Source organism: Synechococcus sp. CS-1328, assembly GCF_025128095.1.
Classification (GTDB): Bacteria; Cyanobacteriota; Cyanobacteriia; order PCC-6307; family Cyanobiaceae; genus CBW1002.
This window is the reverse complement of sequence record NZ_JAHLYT010000024.1, coordinates 14559-32548: the sequence shown is the minus strand read 5'-3', so window position 1 is coordinate 32548 and position 17990 is coordinate 14559. Positions and strand designations below refer to the sequence as shown.

16 protein-coding genes are annotated in these 17990 nt (G+C 66.3%); 9 read left to right on the top strand and 7 right to left on the bottom strand.

Annotated features, from left to right (window positions below; all coding sequences use genetic code 11):
- Nucleotides 1-109 precede the first annotated feature (109 nt).
- From KQ310_RS03740 to KQ310_RS03730, 3 genes are all read left to right on the top strand, one after another.
- A complete protein-coding gene (locus KQ310_RS03740; protein WP_259720442.1) occupies nucleotides 110-1582 on the top strand; it encodes a PP2C family protein-serine/threonine phosphatase in 1473 nt (490 codons plus the stop codon).
- A 105-nt stretch (nucleotides 1583-1687) separates the two neighbouring features.
- A complete protein-coding gene (argH, locus tag KQ310_RS03735) occupies nucleotides 1688-3163 on the top strand; it encodes an argininosuccinate lyase (protein ID WP_259720441.1) in 1476 nt (491 codons plus the stop codon).
- Nucleotides 3164-3248: 85 nt separating this feature from the next.
- On the top strand, nucleotides 3249-3800 hold the full coding sequence (locus tag KQ310_RS03730) for an RNA-binding protein (RefSeq protein WP_259720440.1): 552 nt from the start codon (nucleotides 3249-3251) through the stop codon (nucleotides 3798-3800).
- 10 nt (nucleotides 3801-3810) lie between these two features.
- On the opposite strand, the gene dusA is transcribed toward KQ310_RS03730, so the two are convergent.
- A complete protein-coding gene (gene dusA, locus KQ310_RS03725) occupies nucleotides 3811-4851 on the bottom strand; it encodes a tRNA dihydrouridine(20/20a) synthase DusA (RefSeq protein ID WP_259720439.1) in 1041 nt (346 codons plus the stop codon).
- A gap of 6 nt (nucleotides 4852-4857) precedes the next feature.
- Here dusA and KQ310_RS03720 point away from each other — a divergent pair, with 6 nt between their 5' ends.
- The gene (locus KQ310_RS03720) at nucleotides 4858-6171 is read left to right on the top strand and encodes an NAD(P)/FAD-dependent oxidoreductase (protein ID WP_259720438.1); all 1314 of its coding nucleotides are present in this window, start codon (nucleotides 4858-4860) and stop codon (nucleotides 6169-6171) included.
- Between the two features lie 306 nt (nucleotides 6172-6477).
- Here KQ310_RS03720 and KQ310_RS03715 read toward each other — a convergent pair whose 3' ends face one another.
- The 3 genes from KQ310_RS03715 to KQ310_RS03705 are packed head-to-tail and all read right to left on the bottom strand — an operon-like array spanning nucleotide 6478 to nucleotide 10754.
- A complete protein-coding gene (locus tag KQ310_RS03715) occupies nucleotides 6478-7740 on the bottom strand; it encodes a type II secretion system F family protein (RefSeq protein ID WP_259720437.1) in 1263 nt (420 codons plus the stop codon).
- Between the two features lie 20 nt (nucleotides 7741-7760).
- Entirely contained in the window at nucleotides 7761-8840 is a 1080-nt protein-coding gene (locus KQ310_RS03710) for a type IV pilus twitching motility protein PilT (protein ID WP_259720436.1), read from the bottom strand.
- A gap of 9 nt (nucleotides 8841-8849) precedes the next feature.
- Nucleotides 8850-10754, bottom strand: a complete 1905-nt coding sequence (locus tag KQ310_RS03705) for a GspE/PulE family protein (protein ID WP_259720435.1) — start codon at nucleotides 10752-10754, stop codon at nucleotides 8850-8852.
- 121 nt (nucleotides 10755-10875) lie between these two features.
- Here KQ310_RS03705 and grpE point away from each other — a divergent pair, with 121 nt between their 5' ends.
- The 4 genes from grpE to rsgA are packed head-to-tail and all read left to right on the top strand — an operon-like array spanning nucleotide 10876 to nucleotide 14003.
- Nucleotides 10876-11541, top strand: coding sequence for a nucleotide exchange factor GrpE (gene grpE, locus KQ310_RS03700; RefSeq protein WP_259720434.1), 666 nt, complete (start codon nucleotides 10876-10878; stop codon nucleotides 11539-11541).
- Nucleotides 11541-12662 carry a molecular chaperone DnaJ gene (gene dnaJ / locus KQ310_RS03695; protein WP_259720433.1) on the top strand — a complete coding sequence of 374 codons (1122 nt, stop codon included), beginning with the start codon at nucleotides 11541-11543 and terminating at the stop codon, nucleotides 12660-12662. Before grpE ends, dnaJ begins: the two co-directional genes overlap by 1 nt.
- Nucleotides 12659-12970 carry a sulfurtransferase TusA family protein gene (locus KQ310_RS03690; protein WP_311134693.1) on the top strand — a complete coding sequence of 104 codons (312 nt, stop codon included), beginning with the start codon at nucleotides 12659-12661 and terminating at the stop codon, nucleotides 12968-12970. Before dnaJ ends, KQ310_RS03690 begins: the two co-directional genes overlap by 4 nt.
- Nucleotides 12960-14003 (top strand): ribosome small subunit-dependent GTPase A, encoded by a 1044-nt coding sequence (gene rsgA / locus KQ310_RS03685; protein WP_259720432.1) that lies wholly within the window; start codon nucleotides 12960-12962, stop codon nucleotides 14001-14003. The genes KQ310_RS03690 and rsgA overlap by 11 nt, the downstream gene beginning before the upstream one ends.
- A gap of 34 nt (nucleotides 14004-14037) precedes the next feature.
- Here the strand turns inward: rsgA and KQ310_RS03680 are convergent, their stop codons facing one another.
- Genes KQ310_RS03680 through murC form a run of 3 tightly spaced genes read right to left on the bottom strand, consistent with a single transcriptional unit; the run spans nucleotide 14038 to nucleotide 16766 of the window.
- On the bottom strand, nucleotides 14038-14379 hold the full coding sequence (locus KQ310_RS03680) for a YbaB/EbfC family nucleoid-associated protein (RefSeq protein WP_259720431.1): 342 nt from the start codon (nucleotides 14377-14379) through the stop codon (nucleotides 14038-14040).
- 24 nt (nucleotides 14380-14403) lie between these two features.
- A complete protein-coding gene (murB, locus tag KQ310_RS03675) occupies nucleotides 14404-15303 on the bottom strand; it encodes a UDP-N-acetylmuramate dehydrogenase (RefSeq protein ID WP_259720430.1) in 900 nt (299 codons plus the stop codon).
- Between the two features lie 5 nt (nucleotides 15304-15308).
- Nucleotides 15309-16766 (bottom strand): UDP-N-acetylmuramate--L-alanine ligase, encoded by a 1458-nt coding sequence (gene murC / locus KQ310_RS03670; RefSeq protein WP_399237559.1) that lies wholly within the window; start codon nucleotides 16764-16766, stop codon nucleotides 15309-15311.
- Nucleotides 16767-16931: 165 nt separating this feature from the next.
- Here murC and KQ310_RS03665 point away from each other — a divergent pair, with 165 nt between their 5' ends.
- Nucleotides 16932-17954: a type I glyceraldehyde-3-phosphate dehydrogenase gene (locus KQ310_RS03665; RefSeq protein ID WP_259720429.1), complete on the top strand. Its 1023-nt coding sequence runs from the start codon at nucleotides 16932-16934 to the stop codon at nucleotides 17952-17954.
- Nucleotides 17955-17990 lie beyond the last annotated feature (36 nt).

Sequence of the window (17990 nt, the reverse complement as noted above, 5' to 3'; positions counted from 1 at the left end):
TCGACGCCAGGCTTGCGCCTCAGCCGCGTCCCAGTTGGTGCCCCGGTGGCGATGGCGTCCATGGCGATCGGGAACCACTGCTACCTTGCGGGCTCCCTGCGGCCGCTCCTTGAGCAACAAGCCGCCGTCCAGGGCCGCCATGGCCCCGTCGCCGCTACCCGCCAGCGCCGATCCTGCCGCCGTGCAACCGGACCCCGAGGCGATCGCGCCCCCCGCCCCTGCTCCTCTCACGGCCATCGCTTCGCTGCGGCAGCTGCTCGACAGCCTCAGTCGCGAGCAACGCCGCAACGGCGAACTGCTGGCGTCGCTGGGTTTCGCCCTGCGCAGCTTCACCAACCTCAGCCGCTTTCTCGAGCTGGTGGCCCTGGTGGCGGCGCGGCTGGTGGAGGCCGAAGGGGCCCTGCTGGTGGTCTTTCACCCCGATGGCCGCCTCTGGCGCGAGCAGCTGCAGGCCTCGCCGCCGGATCGCTGCGCCAAGCTGCTGCGCCAGATCGCCGCCCTGCCAGACAGCGACCTCCAGGCCCAGGCCAGTGAGGAAGCGGTGGTGCAGCTGTTGGATCAGCTGGTTGCCCGCCTGCTCGGTGAGGTTCAGGTGTTCGGCACGTCGGTGGTGGCCCGCAGCAATCAGCGGGGGCGGCTCTACGTGTTCAGCGGCCCGGATGGGTTGTGCTGGAGCGAGGTGAACCAACGCCATATCCAGCTGGTGGCCGATCTCACCGGAGTGGCCCTGGAAAACGAGCTGCTGCTGGCGGATATGCGGCGCCACGAGCGGCTCGATCGCCAGCTCAGCAGCGGTGCCGAGATCCAGGCCCAGCTGCTGCCCGACCACTGCCCGGTGATTGAAGGGGTGGAGCTGGCGGCTCGTTGCCGGCCGGCCTTCCAGGTGGGTGGCGACTACTACGACTTCATCCCCACCCGGCCCCAACTGATGGGCCGCCGCCGCGAGCAGGGGCGCTGGGCTCTGGTGATGGGCGATGTGATGGGGAAGGGGGTGCCGGCGGGTCTGCTCATGACCCTGCTGCGGGGCATGTTGCGGGCGGAGGTGCTGAGCGGCCACGCGCCGGATCGGATCCTGCACGACCTCAACCAGCTGGCCCAGGAAGACCTGGCCCACTCGCACCGCTTCGTGACGCTCTTCTATTCCGATTTCGACCCCCGCACCCGCCTGTTGCGTTACGCCAATGCCGCCCACAATCCACCGCTGATCTGGCGGCGCCAGAGCGGCAGGGTGGAGCGGCTCGATGCCCCGGGTCTGCTGATCGGTCTGCAGAGCGAGGCCGAGTACGGCTGCGGCCAGCTGGTGCTGGAACCCGGTGACGTGCTGCTCTATTACACCGATGGCGTTACCGAAGCCCCCGGCCTCACCGGCGAGCGCTTCGAGGAGGAGCGCCTCGTGCGGGCACTTCATGCCGCCTGCCGGTCTGGGGTGGGTGCCCAGGGGATCCTCGATCACCTGTTCGCCCGCCTCGATCGCTTCGTCGGCGACGATCGTCAGCCTGATGACGATGCCTCGCTGGTGGTGCTGAAGGTGCGCGAGGAGGTGATGCTGCCGTCCCTGCCCGCCGCAGCCGGTCTGCGTTGAAACCCTGTCCGCAGCAAGGCCCGACCGGCGCTAAGGCCAGCTGCTCTGGGTGAATCCCATCGGCCCTGGGTGGCAAGCTGACGGATCGCCCCAGTGCCTGGCCCGATGGCAGCCGATTCCCCCTCCCCCTCCATCAGCGGTGCGGCCACCGGCGAGCCTGCAGAGCGAGGTGTGACCGGTGGAACGGCCGGCAGCTGGAGTGATCGCTTCGAGCAGGGGCTGCATCCGGCGATCGAGCGCTTCAATGCCTCGATCGGGTTCGACATCGCTCTGCTGCAGCAGGATCTCGATGGATCCGTGGCCCATGCCCGCATGCTGGGCCGCTGCGGCGTGATTGGTACCGAGGAAGCCGATCAGCTGATCGAGGGTCTCGAAGCCGTGCGGGCCGAGGCGGCGGCTGGCCAGTTCCAGCCGGGCCTGGAGGCCGAAGACGTGCACTTCGCCGTGGAGCGGCGCCTGATCGAACGGCTCGGCCCCCTCGGCAAGAAGCTCCACACCGGCCGCAGCCGCAACGACCAGGTCGGCACCGACCTGCGTCTCTGGCTGCGGCAGCAGATCGATGCCATTGATGCGGCCCTGGCGCGCTACGAGCGGGCCCTGCTGGCCCAGGCCGATCGCCATGCCGAGGTGCTCATCCCCGGTTACACCCACCTGCAGCGGGCCCAGCCGGTCTGCCTGGCGCACCATCTGCTGGCCTACATCGAGATGGCCGAGCGGGATCGCTCCCGCCTCGCGGATGTGCGGCGGCGGGTCAACATCTGCCCCCTCGGGGCGGCGGCCCTGGCGGGGACGCCGGTGCCGATCGATCGCCGTCAGACGGCCGCCGAGCTGGGCTTCGACGCCATCTATGCCAACAGCCTCGATGCGGTGAGCGACCGCGATTTCGCCGTGGAATTCATGGCCGCCGCCAGCCTGGTGCTGGTGCACCTCAGCCGCCTCAGTGAGGAGGTGATCCTCTGGGCCAGCGAGGAGTTCGGCTTTGTGGCCCTCACCGACCGCTGTGCCACGGGCAGCAGCCTGATGCCCCAGAAGAAGAACCCCGATGTGCCGGAGCTGGTGCGGGGCAAGAGCGGCCGGGTGTTCGGCCATCTGATGGGCCTGCTCACGATGATCAAGGGGCTGCCGCTCGCCTACAACAAAGACTTCCAGGAAGACAAGGAGGCCCTGTTCGACGGGGTGCGCACCTGCCTGGATTGCCTTGAGGCGATGGCGATCCTGTTCGAGGAGGGGCTGGTCTTCCGTCCGCAACGCCTCGAGGCGGCCGTGGCCGCTGATTTTTCCAATGCCACCGATGTGGCCGATTACCTCGTGGCCCGGGGGGTGCCCTTTCGCGAGGCCTACCAGCTTGTCGGTGGACTGGTGAAGACCTGCCTGCAGGAGGGAGTGCTGCTGCGGGATCTGCCCCTGCCGCGCTGGCAGGCGTTGCATCCGGCTTTCGCCGACGACATCTACGCCGCCATCGCACCGCGGCAGGTGGTGGCCGCTCGCCGCAGCGAGGGTGGCACGGGCTTTGAGCAGGTGCAGACGCGGCTGCAGGTGATGCGGCAGCGGTTGTTGCCCCAGGACCGTTGCACGCCGTGACCTCTGCCCGCCCGAACCCCAGCGTTTGGCCACTTCGCTCCTAGGCTTCTGTGGTCGTCGGCGCCGAGTGGCGCCCCCCAGGTCCGTGAGTATTTTCGTTGGCAACCTCCCCTTCCGCGCGGAGCAGGAAGATGTTGCGGAGTTGTTTGCCCCCTTCGGTGAGGTGAGCAACTGTGCGCTGCCGCTGGAGCGGGATTCGGGGCGCAAGCGTGGCTTCGCCTTTGTCGAGATGGTGGATGAGGAGACCGAGGCCCGGGCCATCGAGGGCCTGCAGGGGGCCGAGCTGATGGGTCGCCCCCTGCGGATCAACAAGGCTGAACCCCGTGGCAGCGCCCCGCGTCGGGGTGGTGGTGGCGGGTACGGCGGTGGTGGTGGTGGTGGTTATGGCGGCGGCGGTGGCGGCGGCTATAGCCGGGGCGACTCCGGCGGTGGTGGCGGCTATGCCGCAGATCGGGGATCCGGAGCCCGTGGCTGGGAAGACCGCAGCTACGGCGGTGGCGGTGGCGCTCCTTCCGGTGGTTATGGCGGCGCCTCGGATGGCTTCGAAGCCGGTCGCACCCGCCGCCGCCGCAGCGGTGGCGGATCCGCAGAGACCGGTGCTGCCGATGGTGGCCACTACGGCGGAGCCGAAGGCTGAACCGGCCTGGTCAGTAACCGCACTCCTCCAGCTGGAGCGCGGCCTGATCCAGGACCTCCACGCCGGCCTGGCGTGACCCGGCTGCCCTGGTGAGGTCCCGCCGCCAGTGGCGTGCCCCACTCACGCCTTCCACCACCTGCACCAGGTGACGAGCGATCGGCCAGAGGCGCCCGCCGCCTGAGCACCAGCGTTCGGCGTGGGGCATCACCCCCCGCACCACGGTGGAGGCCCGGGCCGCCGGTTGTTCGCTGTCGTTGAACAGATCGGCATCCACGCTTGCCCAGAGCAGGGGATGGTCATAGGCCGCCCGGCCCACCATCACCCCGTCCACGTGATCGAGGTGCTCCAGGCAAGCCGCCGGCGTCTGCAGGCCACCGTTCAGTTCGATCGTGAGGGCCGGACGATCGGCCTTGAGCTGATGGACCAGCGCATGGCGCAGGGGTGGGATGGTGCGGTTCTGCTTGGGATCGAGCCCTTCCAGCCAGGCTTTGCGCGCATGCACGGCAAAGCGATGGCAGCCGGCCGACGCCACCGTGTCGACGAAGTCAAGCAGCGCCTCGTAGGAGTCATGGTCATCGATGCCGATCCGGTGCTTCACCGTGACCGGCAGGCCGCTGGCCTCGGCCATGGCTGCCACGCAGAGGGCCACCCGCTGCGGATCGGCCATGAGGCAGGCGCCGAAGCGCCCCTGCTGCACCTTCTGGCTGGGGCAGCCCACGTTGAGGTTGATCTCGTCATAGCCCCAGGCGGCAGCGAGTGAGGCGGCCTCTGCCAGGAGCACCGGATCATCACCGCCCAGCTGCAGCGCCAGGGGATGTTCGATCGGATCGAAGCCGATCAGCCGCTCCAGACGCCGCTGCCGCTCCTGCGGATCGGGATGGCGGCTGGCATGGTGGAGCGCCTGAGCCACCACCATTTCCGTGTACAACAGGCAACGGCGGCTCACCTGGCGCATCAGCACCCGGAAGTGCCGATCGGTGTAGTCCAGCATCGGCGCCACACTGAAGCGATGACTGGTGATCGGGTGACGGCTGTCGACGGTGTGTGCCATGCCTCCATGCTGCCCAGTCGCGCCGCCGTGGTGGTGGCGGGCGGCGGTCCGGCCGGCTTCATGGCGGCGGTGGCGGCGGCCGAGGCGGGCCGCGGCGATGTGCTGCTGCTGGAAGCCACGCCCGAGCCGCTCCATAAGGTGCGGATCAGCGGCGGTGGCCGTTGCAACGTCACCCATGCCTGCTGGGATCCGGCTGAGTTGGTCGGCAACTATCCGCGGGGTGCCCGGGCGCTGCGAGGTCCCTTCTCCCGGTTTGCCTGCGGCGATGCGGTGGCCTGGTTCGATGCCCATGGCCTGGAGCTGGTGGAGGAGGCCGACGGCCGCCTGTTTCCCCGTTCCAACCGTTCCCAGTCGGTGATCGAGACCCTGCGGCGCGCGGCGGCTGCCGCTGGAGTGCGCCTCTGCACTGGAGCGGCGCTGCAACGGGCGGAGGTCCGCAGCGGTGGTGGCTTCGGCCTGGAGGTGCGCACCGGTGCCGGTGTCCGGGTGCGGCTCGACTGTGCCCAGCTGGTGCTGGCCACCGGCAGCCATCCGAGCGGGCGTCAGCTGGCCGCCTCCCTTGGCCACACCCTCGTGCCGCCGGTGCCCTCCTTGTTCACCCTGGCCCTGGAGGCACCGGCTCTGACGGAGCTGGCCGGGGTGGTGATGGATCCTGTGGCCCTGGAGCTGCTGCCCGGCCGTTCCCAGCTCGAACACACTGCGGGAAGCAGCGAACGGCCAGGCAGCGAACGTGCTGGAAGCGAGCGCTTCCGCCAGCGTGGTCCGGTGCTGATCACCCATTGGGGCCTCAGTGGTCCGGCCTGTCTGCGGCTCACGGCTTTTGCCGCCCGAGCCCTGAAGGAGCAGGGCTATCGCGGCCTCCTGCAGGTCGACTGGAGCGGCGGCCGCAGCCAGGCCGATCTGGATCAGCTCTTCGGCAGGTTGCGCTGTGAGCAGGCCCGGCGCCAGCTGGCCACGGCCCGGCCCTGGCCGGAGTTGAGCCGGCGGCTCTGGTGGCACCTGCTAGAGGAGCAGGGGCTGGAGCGGCAGCTGCGCTGGGCTGATCTGCCCGCTCGCGGTCAACAGGGTTTGATTACAGCCCTGCGTGCCAGTCGTTATCCGGTGCGGGGCCGTGGGCCGTTCGGGGAGGAATTTGTCACCGCTGGTGGCGTCAACCTTGGCGAGGTGAACCTGGCCACGATGGAGAGCCGGCAACAGACAGGCCTCTATCTGGTGGGTGAACTCCTCGATGTGGATGGGGTGACCGGAGGATTCAACTTCCAGCACTGCTGGAGTTCGGGCTGGCTGGCCGGGCAGGGGCTTGCAGCTGAGACAAGCTGATCATCAGGTTGAAAGCAGCCAGCGCTCCTGAGCACACCAGGCAGGTGGAGCCTGAGACTCCTGCCCCTGTCTTGACGATGATTTCTCAACAGGCAGATCTCCAGACCCTTGCCGGCATCAAAAGATCTCGATGTCGAAATTGGTCGAGTTATTGTAAATGTCTATCTTTCATTGAAGGGAACCTCGAAAAATAGCCTCTACCAAGACGAAGCACTACAGTCTGGCCTGATGATGCAATGAGTTTCTAATTGCCGGATCTCGATAATCCCGAATTTTTCGAGGTGCCCTGAATTAGGCTTAATCTTTCTATCTGATTTTGTCGAACACGGAGAACATCGGCAGGTACATGGCTAGGAGAATAGAGGCCACGATGCCCCCCACGAATACGATCATGGCGGGCTCCAACATCGAGGTGAGCGCTTTGACAGTGGCTGAAACTTCGTCTTCATAAAAGTCTGCAACCTTGGTGAGCATGGCATCCAATTCGCCGGTTTCTTCGCCGATGGCCATCATGCCGACGGCCATCTCGGGAAACACATTTTTGCGCGCAATAGCGACGCTGAGGGGGACGCCTTCAAGGATATCTCTTCGGCTTGCATCGATCGCGTCGGAGATAATGGTGTTGCTTGTTGTTTCTCGCACGATCTCAAGCGCCAGCAGAATCGGTACGCCTGCCTTGGCTAAGGAACTGAAGGTGCGGCAGAATTGGGCCGTAGCCGATGTGCGAATCAGGTCGCCAAACAGGGGAATTTTCAGGACGGCCGCATCAATTTTTCTCCTGCCCGTGGGGGTGGCGTACACACGACCGAACAGCCAGGCGAAGAGAATCAGACCTCCAACCAGATACAGGGAGAAACTCGATCGGAGCGTGGCACTCAGATCCACCATCATCTGGGTGAAGGCTGGCAGTTCGGCGCCCAGGCTGTCGAAGATCTCGGCGAAGGTGGGAATCAGAAAGATCGTCATCCCCAGGAAGACCAGGATGGCGATCACCAGCACAGCGATCGGATAGCCCAGGGCACCCTTGATCTGGTTCTGGAGTTTGGCGCTGTCTTCCAGCAACTTGGCGAGGCGTTTCAGGGTTTCATCGAGCACGCCGCCCACTTCTCCCGCTTCTATCATGGCGATCGTGAGCTTGTCGAACACCTTGGGCCAGCGGCGGATGGCGATACCGAGGCTGTCTCCCTGGCTCACATCCTGGCCAATGGCGGTGAGGGCCCGCTTGAACAGGGGGTGTTTCTGCTGGGCGGCCATCAGGTTGAGGCCCCGCACGATCGGCACTCCCGCATCCACCAGGGCAGACATCTTGCTGGCGAACAGGGCCTTTTCCTTGATGCCTGGTTTGCCCTCCAGCAAGCCGTTGATCTGGTCCATCAGGCTGCCGCCGCCTGGCCGCTTGGCGGCACCCTTGCCTGCGGACGATCTGGCGTCGATCTGTTGTTTGATCGACGTGGCCTGGATGCCGCGCCGCCGCAGGGTGCGCTTGGCCGTGGTGGCGTCGGTCGCAGTCACGTTGAGGCTGAGCTGTTTGCCCCTGTTGTTTTTATAGGTGGCAACGAAGGTGGGCACGGCCGTTCAGGTGAAGGAAGTCAGGAGAGCTGATCGATCAGGCGGCGCAGTTCTTCCGGTTTGGCGGTCTTGGTGATCGCCTCATCCAGCTTCACCTCATCGGCCATCACCAGATCCGCCAGTGCCTTTTCCAGAGTCTGCATGCCGAGGCTGGCTCCGGTCTGCATCTGGGAATAGAGCTGGGCGGTCTTGCCCTCGCGGATCAGGTTGGCGATGGCGGGCGTATTGATCATGATCTCCTGGGCCATCACCCGCCCGAACTGACCCGGCTTGACATTCCAGCGGCGGCAGAGGGTCTGGGAGAACACCGCCATCAGGCTGCTGCTCAGCTGCACCCGAATCTGTGTCTGCTGGATCGGCGGGAACACATCCACCATGCGATCCACCGTCTGGGAGGCGGAACTGGTGTGCAGAGTGCCGAACACCAGGTGACCGGTTTCGGCGGCGCTGATGGCGAGCTGGATCGTTTCCAGGTCGCGCATTTCCCCCACCAGGATCACATCCGGATCTTCCCGCAGGGCAGCCCGCAGGGCATTGGCGAAGCTGCGGGTGTCGTCGTTGAGCTGACGCTGGTGAATCATGCTCTTGTCTGATCGATAGGTGAACTCGATCGGATCTTCAATTGTGAGAATATGTTCAGCCCGGGTATGATTGATGTGATCCAGCATCGCCGCCAGTGTGGTGGTCTTGCCGGAGCCTGTCGGGCCGGTCACCAACACCAGGCCCTTGGGGATATGGCTCATCTCCTCCACGATCGGCGGCAGTCCCAGCATGTCCAGTGTGGGAATCTTGTTGCCAAGGGCCCGCAGGCAAGCGGCGTAGGTGCCGCGTTGGCGATAGACATTCACCCGGAAGCGGGACACGCCCTTGAGGCCATAGGAGCAGTCCAGTTCCCAGGTCTGTTCCAGTTGCTTGCGCTGGGCGTTGTTCAGCATCATGAAGATCAGCCGGTTGCAGTCTTCCTCCTGCAACGGTGTCTCCGTCATCGGCCGCAGCTGGCCGTTGAAGCGTCCATACGGAGGCATCCCGGCACTGAGGTGGAGATCGCTGCCGCCATCCTCCACCAGCTTGCCCATCAGATCCTCGATCATCACGTCCATGGCGCGTCTCTAGCGGCTTTGCAGACAGTAGGGGCATTCCAGCCACTCTTCCCGCAGGCCGGCGCCACAGTTTGAGCAGGTGAGTGTGGAGAGCATGCGCGCCCGCCGCTCCGATTCCAGGCCGGTGTCGGTGAGCAGCATCCGTTCCACCTCCTCAAGCGTGGTGTCGCCGTTGCGGACAAGATCAAGGCCGTAGCCCAGCAGCGTTTTCATGCCGCTTTCCAGAGCCAGTCGCCGCAGCACGTCCGTGGTGGCGCGCTTGGCGATGGCAGCGGCGATCTCTTCGTTGATCCGCAGCACTTCATAGACCCCCACCCGGCCCTTGTAGCCACTGCCCTGGCAGATCGGGCAGGTGTGGGGGCCTGTGGGGGGCTGCTTGTTGGCCCGGAAGAAGGTCACTTTGGTTTCGCGTCCCGCCAGCAGCCCGAAGCGGCCCAGCTCCTCCGGTGTGGGCCGGTAGCTCTGGCGGCAGTGCACGCAGACGCGCCGCAGCAGCCGCTGGGAGACGATGCCCAGCAGCGAGGCGCTGACCAGGAAGGGTTCCACGCCCATCTCGTCGAGGCGGGCGATCGCGCTGGGTGCGTCGTTGCAGTGGAGGGTGGTCAGCACCAGGTGACCGGTGAGTGCCGCTTCGATGGCGGTCTTGGCGGTCTCCACGTCGCGGGTTTCCCCCACCAGCAGCACATCGGGGTCCTGCCGCATGAAGGCCCGTAGGGCCACGCTGAAATCAAGCCCCTTGTCGCGGTTCACCTGGGTCTGGGTGATTCCCTTGAGGGTGTATTCGATCGGATCCTCGACCGTGGAGATATTGATCGTCGGGTTGTTCCGTTCCGCCAGCAGCGAATACAGGGTCGTCGACTTACCGGAACCGGTGGGTCCCGTCACCAGGATCATCCCGAACGGTTTGGAGCCGAGGCTGCGGACGACCTCGCGGGTCTGCGGATCCGTGATCAAGGTGTCCAGACCCAGCTGGGTGGCGCCGCTGTCGAGCAGACGCAGCACCACTTTCTCTCCGAGTCGGGTTGGCAGCGTGCTGACCCGGAAATCCATCTTCCGGCCGCGGAAGGTGCGGCGGATGCGGCCATCCTGGGGCATGCGCCGCTCGGCGATGTCCAGGTCCGCCATGATCTTGAAGCGGGAGGTCACCGCCGGGATCAGGCTTTTGGGCAGATCCTCGAAGTGTTTCTGCAGCACACCGTCCTGACGGAAGCGCACCTCCAGGGCATGTTCCTGAGGTTCGATGTGAATGTCGCTGGCGCCGGCGCTCAGGGCCTCGATCAGGATCCGATCCACCAGGCTCACGATCGGTGACGCGTTGGCCGATTCGCTGTTGACCTCCAGCTCCTGGGTCTCGTCCTTGACCTCCTTGAGCTCGCTGCCACCCATCGAGATCGCCAGATCTTCGATCAGGGATCGGGTCTGGATCGTGAAGTTGGCCTGGTCCTCGCTGCCCTCGTCCTCGCCGTCGTCGTCGAAATCGAACGCGTCAGCGCCACGGCTGTCCATCCCATTGGTGATGGCGGCAGCAGCAGCGATGGCCGAGGTTGGTGCCTCAGGAGATGTGGCGGCTTCGGGATTCTCCAGTCGCTCGCTCAGGTCACTGGCCAGGGCGAGGTTGAACGAGGCGGTCAGGCCCGCGCCGGTCAGTTCTTCCGCCAGGCTCTGCTGGCTGGCGGGGCCCCAGTGGGTGGGAATGGCCACCTGCAGGGTCTGACCGTCGCGCTGCAGGGGCAGACAGCCCAGTTCCTTCCAGCGGGTGAAGCGGATCGGTTGGTCGTCGGCGAGCAGGCCGTGATCGGCTCGCTCCAGATCCTCGGGCCGCAGCACCGGTTCGCCAAGCAGCAGCTCCACTTCCAGTCGCTGCTGTTCGGGAGACTGGGCTTCGGCGACTGGACGGGTGGGAGTGAGAGTCATGGGCCGGAACCGCTGGGTTCAAAGGTGCGGGCTTCCGCCGCTTGTGGGAGGAGGGCCCTGAGTTCCAACATGTCTAGATCCGATTTGCGCTCCAGTCAGCATGAGTGGTGACACCCATCCGATGACCGAGGCCAGTTCCGTGCCCGTTGATGCTGAGGGCGTCTCCGTTGAGGGGGCTGCCGTCGACGGCACCGACTCCCCCGCCATGGGCGAGAGTCCCACCGGCATGGGCGAAGCCGTCGCGGGCGACAACCCGCCTGCCAGCGATCAGTCCGTGCCTGCCCTGGAGCAGCGGCTGGCGGCACTGCAGACCGACAACGACAGCCTGCGCAGCCAGTACATGCGCATCGCCGCGGACTTCGACAACTTCCGCAAACGCCAGAGCCGTGAACAGGAGGATCTGCGTCAGCAGATCACCTGCTCCACCCTCAAGGAGATTCTGCCGGTGGTCGATAACTTCGATCGCGCCCGCCAGCAGCTCAATCCCCAGAGTGAGGAGGCCCAGACCCTGCACCGCAGCTACCAGGGCCTCTACAAGCAGCTGGTCGATGTGTTCAAGCAGTTGGGCGTCTCGCCGATGCGGGTGGAGGGTGAGCCGTTTGATCCCAGTCTCCATGAAGCGGTGATGCGGGAACCCAGCGAGGAGCACCCCGAGGATGTGGTGGTCGCTGAGCTGCAGCGGGGGTATCAGCTCAATGGCACCGTGCTGCGCCACGCCCTGGTCAAGGTGTCGATGGGCCCCGGCCCGAGCGGCGATGCTGAACCGCGTCAGGAGCAGGGCGGCTGATGGCCGATTACTACGAGCTGCTGGGCGTCGGTCGCGACTCCGATGCCGAAACCCTGAAGCGGGCTTACCGCCGCCTGGCGCGTCAGTACCACCCGGACATCAACAAGGATGCGGGTGCGGAGGACAAATTCAAGGAGATCGGTCGTGCCTATGAGGTGCTGAGCGATCCCCAGACCCGCGCCCGCTACGACCAGTTCGGGGAAGCCGGTCTGGGGGGTTCCGCCGGCATGCCCGATGTGGGCGACATGGGCGGTTTCGCCGATCTGTTTGAAACCTTCTTCAGCGGCTTCGGTGGCGCGGCAGCGTCTGGCGGGGCCCGGCGCCGTGGGCCCCGCCAGGGAGACGATCTTCGCCTCGATCTGACGATCAGCTTCGCCGAGGCCATTGCCGGCCTGGAGAAGGATGTGCAGATCCGCCATCTCGAAACCTGCACCACCTGCAGTGGCTCCGGCGCCAAGGCCGGCAGTGGCCCCACCACCTGCGGCACCTGCGGCGGTGCCGGCCAGGTTCGCCGCGCCACCCGTACACCCTTCGGCAGCTTCACCCAGGTGGCCCCCTGCCCCAATTGTGAAGGCAGTGGCCAGGTGATCGCCGACCCGTGCAACGCCTGTGGCGGCCAGGGGCTGCAGCAGGTGCGCAAGAAGTTGCGGATCAACATTCCCGCCGGGGTCGATTCGGGCACCCGGCTGCGGGTGGCCAGCGAAGGCAATGCCGGCCAGCGCGGCGGCCCGGCCGGGGATCTGTACGTGTTTCTCACGGTGCAGCCCCATCCCCAGTTGCGCCGCGAGGGGCTCAACATCCAGTCGCAGGCGACGCTCAGTTATCTGCAGGCGATCCTCGGCGACACCATTGAGGTGGAGACCGTGGACGGCACCACCGAGCTGGAGATCCCGGCCGGCACCCAGCCCGGCGCCGTGCTCACCCTGCAGGGCAAGGGGGTGCCGAAGCTCGGCAATCCCGTCGCCCGTGGCAACCACCTGTTCACCGTCAAGGTGCAGTTGCCCACCAAGCTCTCGGGTGAGGAGCGGGAGCTGCTGGAGGAACTGGCTGGCCACCACACCAGCAAGGGCCATCGGCACCATCACAAGAGCGGCCTGTTCGGAGGGCTCTTCGGCGGATGAGTGCCGCAGCTCCGTCATCGTCCGGCGGGGCAGAGCCGGCCCCTGATCAGCCCCCTGCACAGGCCCCTGAACAGACCGCGATCGCCGCTTGCCTCGATCTGGTCGGTACCCCCTGTCCGCTCAACTTCATTCGCACCCGCCTGGCCCTCGAGAGGATCCCTGACGGGGCCTGGCTGCAGGTCGACCTGGATCCCGGCGAGCCGCTGACGATGGTGAGTCAGGGCATGGCGACCGATGGCCATGGCCTGCGCCAGGCACCAAGGGACGACGGCAGCGTGCGCCTCTGGATTTGTCGCCATGGCGCCTGAGCACCCTGGTGAGATCAACACCGAGATGATCTGTGCCGGCCAGGTGGTCGCCCTGCTGGCCAACTTCTGCTGGGTGCGGCTCGATCGGCCCGGTCCCGATGGCTGTGAGCGCCTGCTCTGCACCCGCCGTACCCGGCTCGACAAGAGCGGCCAGCAGGTCGCTGTGGGGGATCATGTCGAGCTGGGCGGACTCGACTGGACCAGTGGCCGGGCCGCGATCGAGCGGGTGCGACCACGCCGCAATCTGCTGGAACGGCCGGCGGTGGCGAACGTGGAGCGGATCGTGGTGGTGGTGGCCCTGCAGCAGCCGGCCGTCGACCCCCTGCAGCTGACCCGTTTCCTGCTCACCGCGGAAGCCACCGGCTGCCGGGTCGAGCTGGTGGTGGCCAAGGCCGATCTCAGCGAGGCCGCCCTGCTGCACCACTGGTGCGACCGGCTGCGCCAGTGGGGCTATGACCCCCTGCCGGTCTCCTCTGCCACGGGCGCCGGCCTGGAGGCCCTGCATGCCCGCCTGGGCATCCGGGGCATCACCGTGTTCTGTGGTCCCTCCGGAGTGGGCAAGAGCAGCCTGCTCAACGCCCTGCGGCCCGATCTGGACCTGCGGGTGGCGGCGGTGTCGGGGCGATTGCAGCGGGGCCGCCACACCACCCGCCATGTGGAGCTGTTTCCGTTGGCGGAGGGGGTGCTGCTGGCCGATACACCGGGATTCAACCGCCCCGTGTTGCCAGCCCAGCCGGAGGCACTGGCGCAGCTGTTCCCCGAGATACGGCAGCGTCTGGCCGAGCAGCCCTGCCGCTTCCGCAACTGCCGCCATCAGCAGGATCCGGGCTGCAGCCTTGGTTCGGACTGGGATCGCTATGCCCTGTACGGCCAGTGCCTGGCGGAGGTCGAGGCCACAGCGGCGGCGATCCCGCTCAAGGTCAGTGATCGCCAGCGCGGCGATGGTGAGGCGTTGCGTCTGGCCGCCCCCCTGCGCCAGCTGTCGCGGCGGCGACAACGGCAGCAGGCCAGCCAGGATCTGGAACAGGACTGATCCCCGTGGGCCTCAGCCCTCGGGTCGTACCAGCTCAGCCCCCCATGCCGGGCAGGTTGAGATTGAGGCCGCCGGTCAGTTCTTCCATCCGCTCCTTCATGGTGCTGGTGGAGAGGTCGTAGGCGGCCTTGAGCGCCTCCATGGTGGCCGTTTCGGTGGCCTCAGCGCCGTCTGCCACCAGTTCGGCACTGAGGCGCACCTTCAGGGGCTGCTGGTTGCCGGTGAGCCAGACGCTGGCCCGTCCATCGGCGCTGCTGCCCTCGATCTCCATGGCATCGAGCTCGTCCTGCAGTTTCTGGGCGTCCTGCTGGATCTGCTGAGCTTTGCGAAAGGCTTCGGTGAGTTGACCGAAATTGGGAAGACCGAAGCCAGCCATCACGGTTGGGAAACTCCGCTCAGGTTAGAGCCCGAGCCGTTTCACCTCTGGATGGAGCTCGATGCCGTGGTATTGCCGCACCCGCGCCTGAACCGCCTGGATCAGGGCATCGATGTCGGCGGCGCGGGCCGCACCGGTGTTGACGATGAAATTGGCATGCAGCGGTGACACCTGGGCGCCGCCGATGCTGAGACCCTTGAGCCCTAGCTCCTCGATCAACCGTCCGGCCTTCTGGGGTTCGGGGTTTCGGAAGACGCTGCCGCAGCTCGGTTGCTGGTAGGGCTGGGTGCTGGTGCGGCTGTGCAGATTGCTGCTGGTGCGGGCGGTCACCGCGGCGGGGTCGTGGCCGGGGCTCAACCGGAAGCGGGCGGAGAGCACGATCAGCCGTTCCTGCTGGAGCCGGCTGTGGCGGTAGGCGAAGTCGAGCTCGGTGGCGCGCAGGTCGAAGGGGTGCTGCGGCCGCTGCGGATCCACCACCCGCACCGACTCCAGCCACTCCGCCGTACAGCCCCCCTGGGCGCCGGCGTTCATCACGGCGGCACCTCCCACCGTGCCGGGGATGCCCACCGCCCATTCCAGACCGCTCAGCCCGGCCCGGGCGGCCCGCCGCGCCAGGGTGGGGATCGGCTCTCCCGCTTCGGCCACCACCAGGCCATCGTGGGCGTCGAGACGGCTGCCCTGCAGGCGCCGATGGCAGAGGGTCAGGCCGTCGAGCCCGGCATCCGAGATCAGCAGGTTGGAGCCGGCCCCGATGCACTGCAGCGGTAGGCCCTCGCTGATCGCCCAGCTCACCAGGGCCAGCAGTTCCAGCTGACTGGCAGGCTCGGCGAACCAGGCCGCCGGACCACCCACCTTCCAGGTGGTGTAGTCACCGAGCCGAACGTCCTGGCGCAGTCCAGCGGGTGGACCGACGGCGGTCTGCATCACCCTCAGGCCGCCACCGCGGCGATGGGCAGATCGGTCTCGCCCAGGTTCTGCAGGCGATCCCAGAGGCCGTTCACATCGCCGGCGCCCATGGCCAGCACCAGATCGCCCGGTTCGGTGGTGGTGGTCACCAGTTCAGCCAGCTGGTCGAGCGTGGCAGCCACCTGGACCGGCAACGACGGGGCATCGCGCTGCAGCAGCGCGGCGATCGCCGCGCTGTCGATCCCGGGCAGCGGGGCCTCGCCGGCGGCGTACAGCGGAGCCAGCAGGACCGCATCCGCACCGCTGAGGGCCTCGGCGAAGCCCTCGAGGAACTGGGCCGTGCGGCTGTAGCGATGGGGCTGAAACACGGCCACCACCCGCCTGGGCGCTGCAGGCAGGGGGCTGCGGCCGCTGCTCACCATCAACTGCGCCATGGTCAGGGTGGCGCTCACCTCGCTGGGGTGGTGGGCGTAGTCGTCCACGATCAGGCGACCATTCCAGCTGCCGCGATAGTCAAACCGCCGTCCGGGGGTCTGGAGCCGCTCCACGGCCTGGCGCAGCTCCGCGAAGGAGACCCCCTGCAGTCGGCAGGCGGCGATCGCGGCGGCGGCGTTGCTGAGGTTGTGGCGGCCCGGCAGGGGCAGATGGAACTCGCCGCTGGGGCTGCCCTTTTCGAAGAAGCGCACGGTTGTGCCGTCGCCCCGCTCCTCCAGCGGCAGAGCCGCAAAGGCCACCCCATCGGCCGTCTCGATCGACCACCAGTGGTCGGCGTTGAAGTGCTCCCGCAGGATCGGGCAGTCGTGATTGGCCAGCACCGCGCCGGAGCTGGCGGCGAAGCGGCGAACGGTGCTGATCAGGGCATCGAGGTCGGCGTAGTGGTCGGTGTGGTCCAGTTCCAGGTTGGTGATCACGCCCAGTTGGGCCCGGAACTTCACCAGCGAGCCGTCCGATTCATCTGCTTCGGCCACCAGCAGTTTGCCGGCGCCGTTGCGGCCATTGCTGCCGAACGCGGGCACGATGCCGCCGATCACCGCGGTGGGGTCGTGGTGGGTGGCCTCCAGCAGGGTGGCGATCAGGGTGCTGGTGGTGGTTTTGCCGTGGCTGCCGGCCACGGCGATCGAGGGCTGGCCGTTGATCAGGGCCGCCAGCACGTCGGAGCGGTGGCAGATGCGCAGCCCGGCCCGCTCGGCCGCCATCAGCTCGGCATTGCTGGCTGGCACGGCGGTGCTGATCACCACAAGGGGTTGATGGGAGGTGCCGCTGCGGATGGCGGAGATGGTGGTGGCGCTCTGCTCGCGGAACACCCGCACGCCGCGGCGTCTCAGGGCCTGCAGCACGGCGCTGTCGCGGGGGTCGGAGCCGCTGACGCTGAATCCCCGCTCCGCCAGAATCCCCGCCAGGGCCGACATGCCGATGCCGCCGACACCGATGAAGTGAATCGGTTGCTGGCGGTTGAGCGACAGGGCCAAGGGGGTCTCCATGCCCGTAGAAGTTAAGCCGTGAAAGGTCCCCGGACCTTTACGAGATGCGTCGCTTCCGGGTGTGGCAGTGAAGCAGCCAGCTCACCGCAAAGGAGGCGCGCCAAGGATTTCTGTATGATTGACAGCCAAAATCACCTTTGCTAGCGGTTTTCACCGTTCTCTGCCATGACCCTGCGTGTTGCGATCAATGGATTTGGCCGAATCGGTCGCAACTTCATGCGCTGCTGGCTGAGCCGGGGTGCCAACACCGGCATCGAGGTGGTGGGTTTGAACGACACCTCAGATCCGCACACCAACGCGCACCTGCTGGAGTACGACACGATGCTGGGCCACATCCGTGATGCGGAGGTGAGCTACACCGATGATTCCATCATCGTCAATGGCAAGTCGATCAAGTGCTTCTCGGATCGCAATCCTCTCAACCTTCCCTGGAAGGAGTGGGGCGTTGATCTGGTGATTGAGGCCACCGGCGTGTTCATCGACCAGAAGGGTGCTGGCAAGCACATTGAGGCCGGTGCCAGCAAAGTTCTGATCACGGCTCCGGGTAAGGGTGAGGGTGTCGGTACTTTCGTCGTGGGCGTGAATGCTCACGAATATCGTCACGACGATTGGAACATCATCAGCAACGCCAGCTGCACCACCAATTGCATGGCGCCGCTTGTGAAGGTGCTCGATCAGTCCCTGGGCATCGTCAAGGGCATGATGACCACCACGCACAGCTACACCGGTGACCAGCGCATCCTCGATGCCAGCCACCGCGATCTGCGCCGTGCCCGTGCCGCCGCCGTTAATATTGTGCCCACCTCCACCGGTGCCGCCACGGCTGTGGCCCTGGTGTATCCGCCGATGAAGGGCAAACTCAACGGCATTGCCATGCGGGTGCCCACCCCCAATGTTTCGGTGGTGGACATGGTGCTGGAGGTGAGTCGCTCCACCACCAAGGAGGAAGTGAATGCCATCTTCAAGGCGGCCTCAGAGAACGAGATGAAGGGCATCATCAAGTACTCGGATCTGCCCCTGGTTTCCACCGACCATGCCGGTACGAATGAGTCCACCATCGTGGATTCCGATCTCACCATGGTGTTGGACGGCAATATGGTGAAGGTGATTTCCTGGTACGACAACGAGTGGGGCTACAGCCAGCGCGTCGTCGATCTGGCTGAAGTGGTGGCAAGCAACTGGAAGTGATCACTGTTCTGTGATCACCATGCAGTGATCAGCCTT

Excerpts from the sequence above, each read along its gene's own strand:
- argH (WP_259720441.1), top strand. The coding sequence starts at position 1,688 with ATGGCAGCCGATTCCCCCTCCCCCTCCATCAGCGGTGCGGCCACCGGC.
- dusA (WP_259720439.1), bottom strand. The coding sequence starts at position 4,851 with ATGGCACACACCGTCGACAGCCGTCACCCGATCACCAGTCATCGCTTC.
- KQ310_RS03720 (WP_259720438.1), top strand. The coding sequence starts at position 4,858 with ATGCTGCCCAGTCGCGCCGCCGTGGTGGTGGCGGGCGGCGGTCCGGCC.
- KQ310_RS03710 (WP_259720436.1), bottom strand. The coding sequence starts at position 8,840 with ATGGACGTGATGATCGAGGATCTGATGGGCAAGCTGGTGGAGGATGGC.
- KQ310_RS03705 (WP_259720435.1), bottom strand. The coding sequence starts at position 10,754 with ATGACTCTCACTCCCACCCGTCCAGTCGCCGAAGCCCAGTCTCCCGAA.
- grpE (WP_259720434.1), top strand. The coding sequence starts at position 10,876 with ATGACCGAGGCCAGTTCCGTGCCCGTTGATGCTGAGGGCGTCTCCGTT.
- dnaJ (WP_259720433.1), top strand. The coding sequence starts at position 11,541 with ATGGCCGATTACTACGAGCTGCTGGGCGTCGGTCGCGACTCCGATGCC.
- KQ310_RS03690 (WP_311134693.1), top strand. The coding sequence starts at position 12,659 with ATGAGTGCCGCAGCTCCGTCATCGTCCGGCGGGGCAGAGCCGGCCCCT.
- rsgA (WP_259720432.1), top strand. The coding sequence starts at position 12,960 with ATGGCGCCTGAGCACCCTGGTGAGATCAACACCGAGATGATCTGTGCC.
- KQ310_RS03680 (WP_259720431.1), bottom strand. The coding sequence starts at position 14,379 with ATGGCTGGCTTCGGTCTTCCCAATTTCGGTCAACTCACCGAAGCCTTT.
- murB (WP_259720430.1), bottom strand. The coding sequence starts at position 15,303 with ATGCAGACCGCCGTCGGTCCACCCGCTGGACTGCGCCAGGACGTTCGG.
- murC (WP_399237559.1), bottom strand. The coding sequence starts at position 16,766 with ATGGAGACCCCCTTGGCCCTGTCGCTCAACCGCCAGCAACCGATTCAC.
- KQ310_RS03665 (WP_259720429.1), top strand. The coding sequence starts at position 16,932 with ATGACCCTGCGTGTTGCGATCAATGGATTTGGCCGAATCGGTCGCAAC.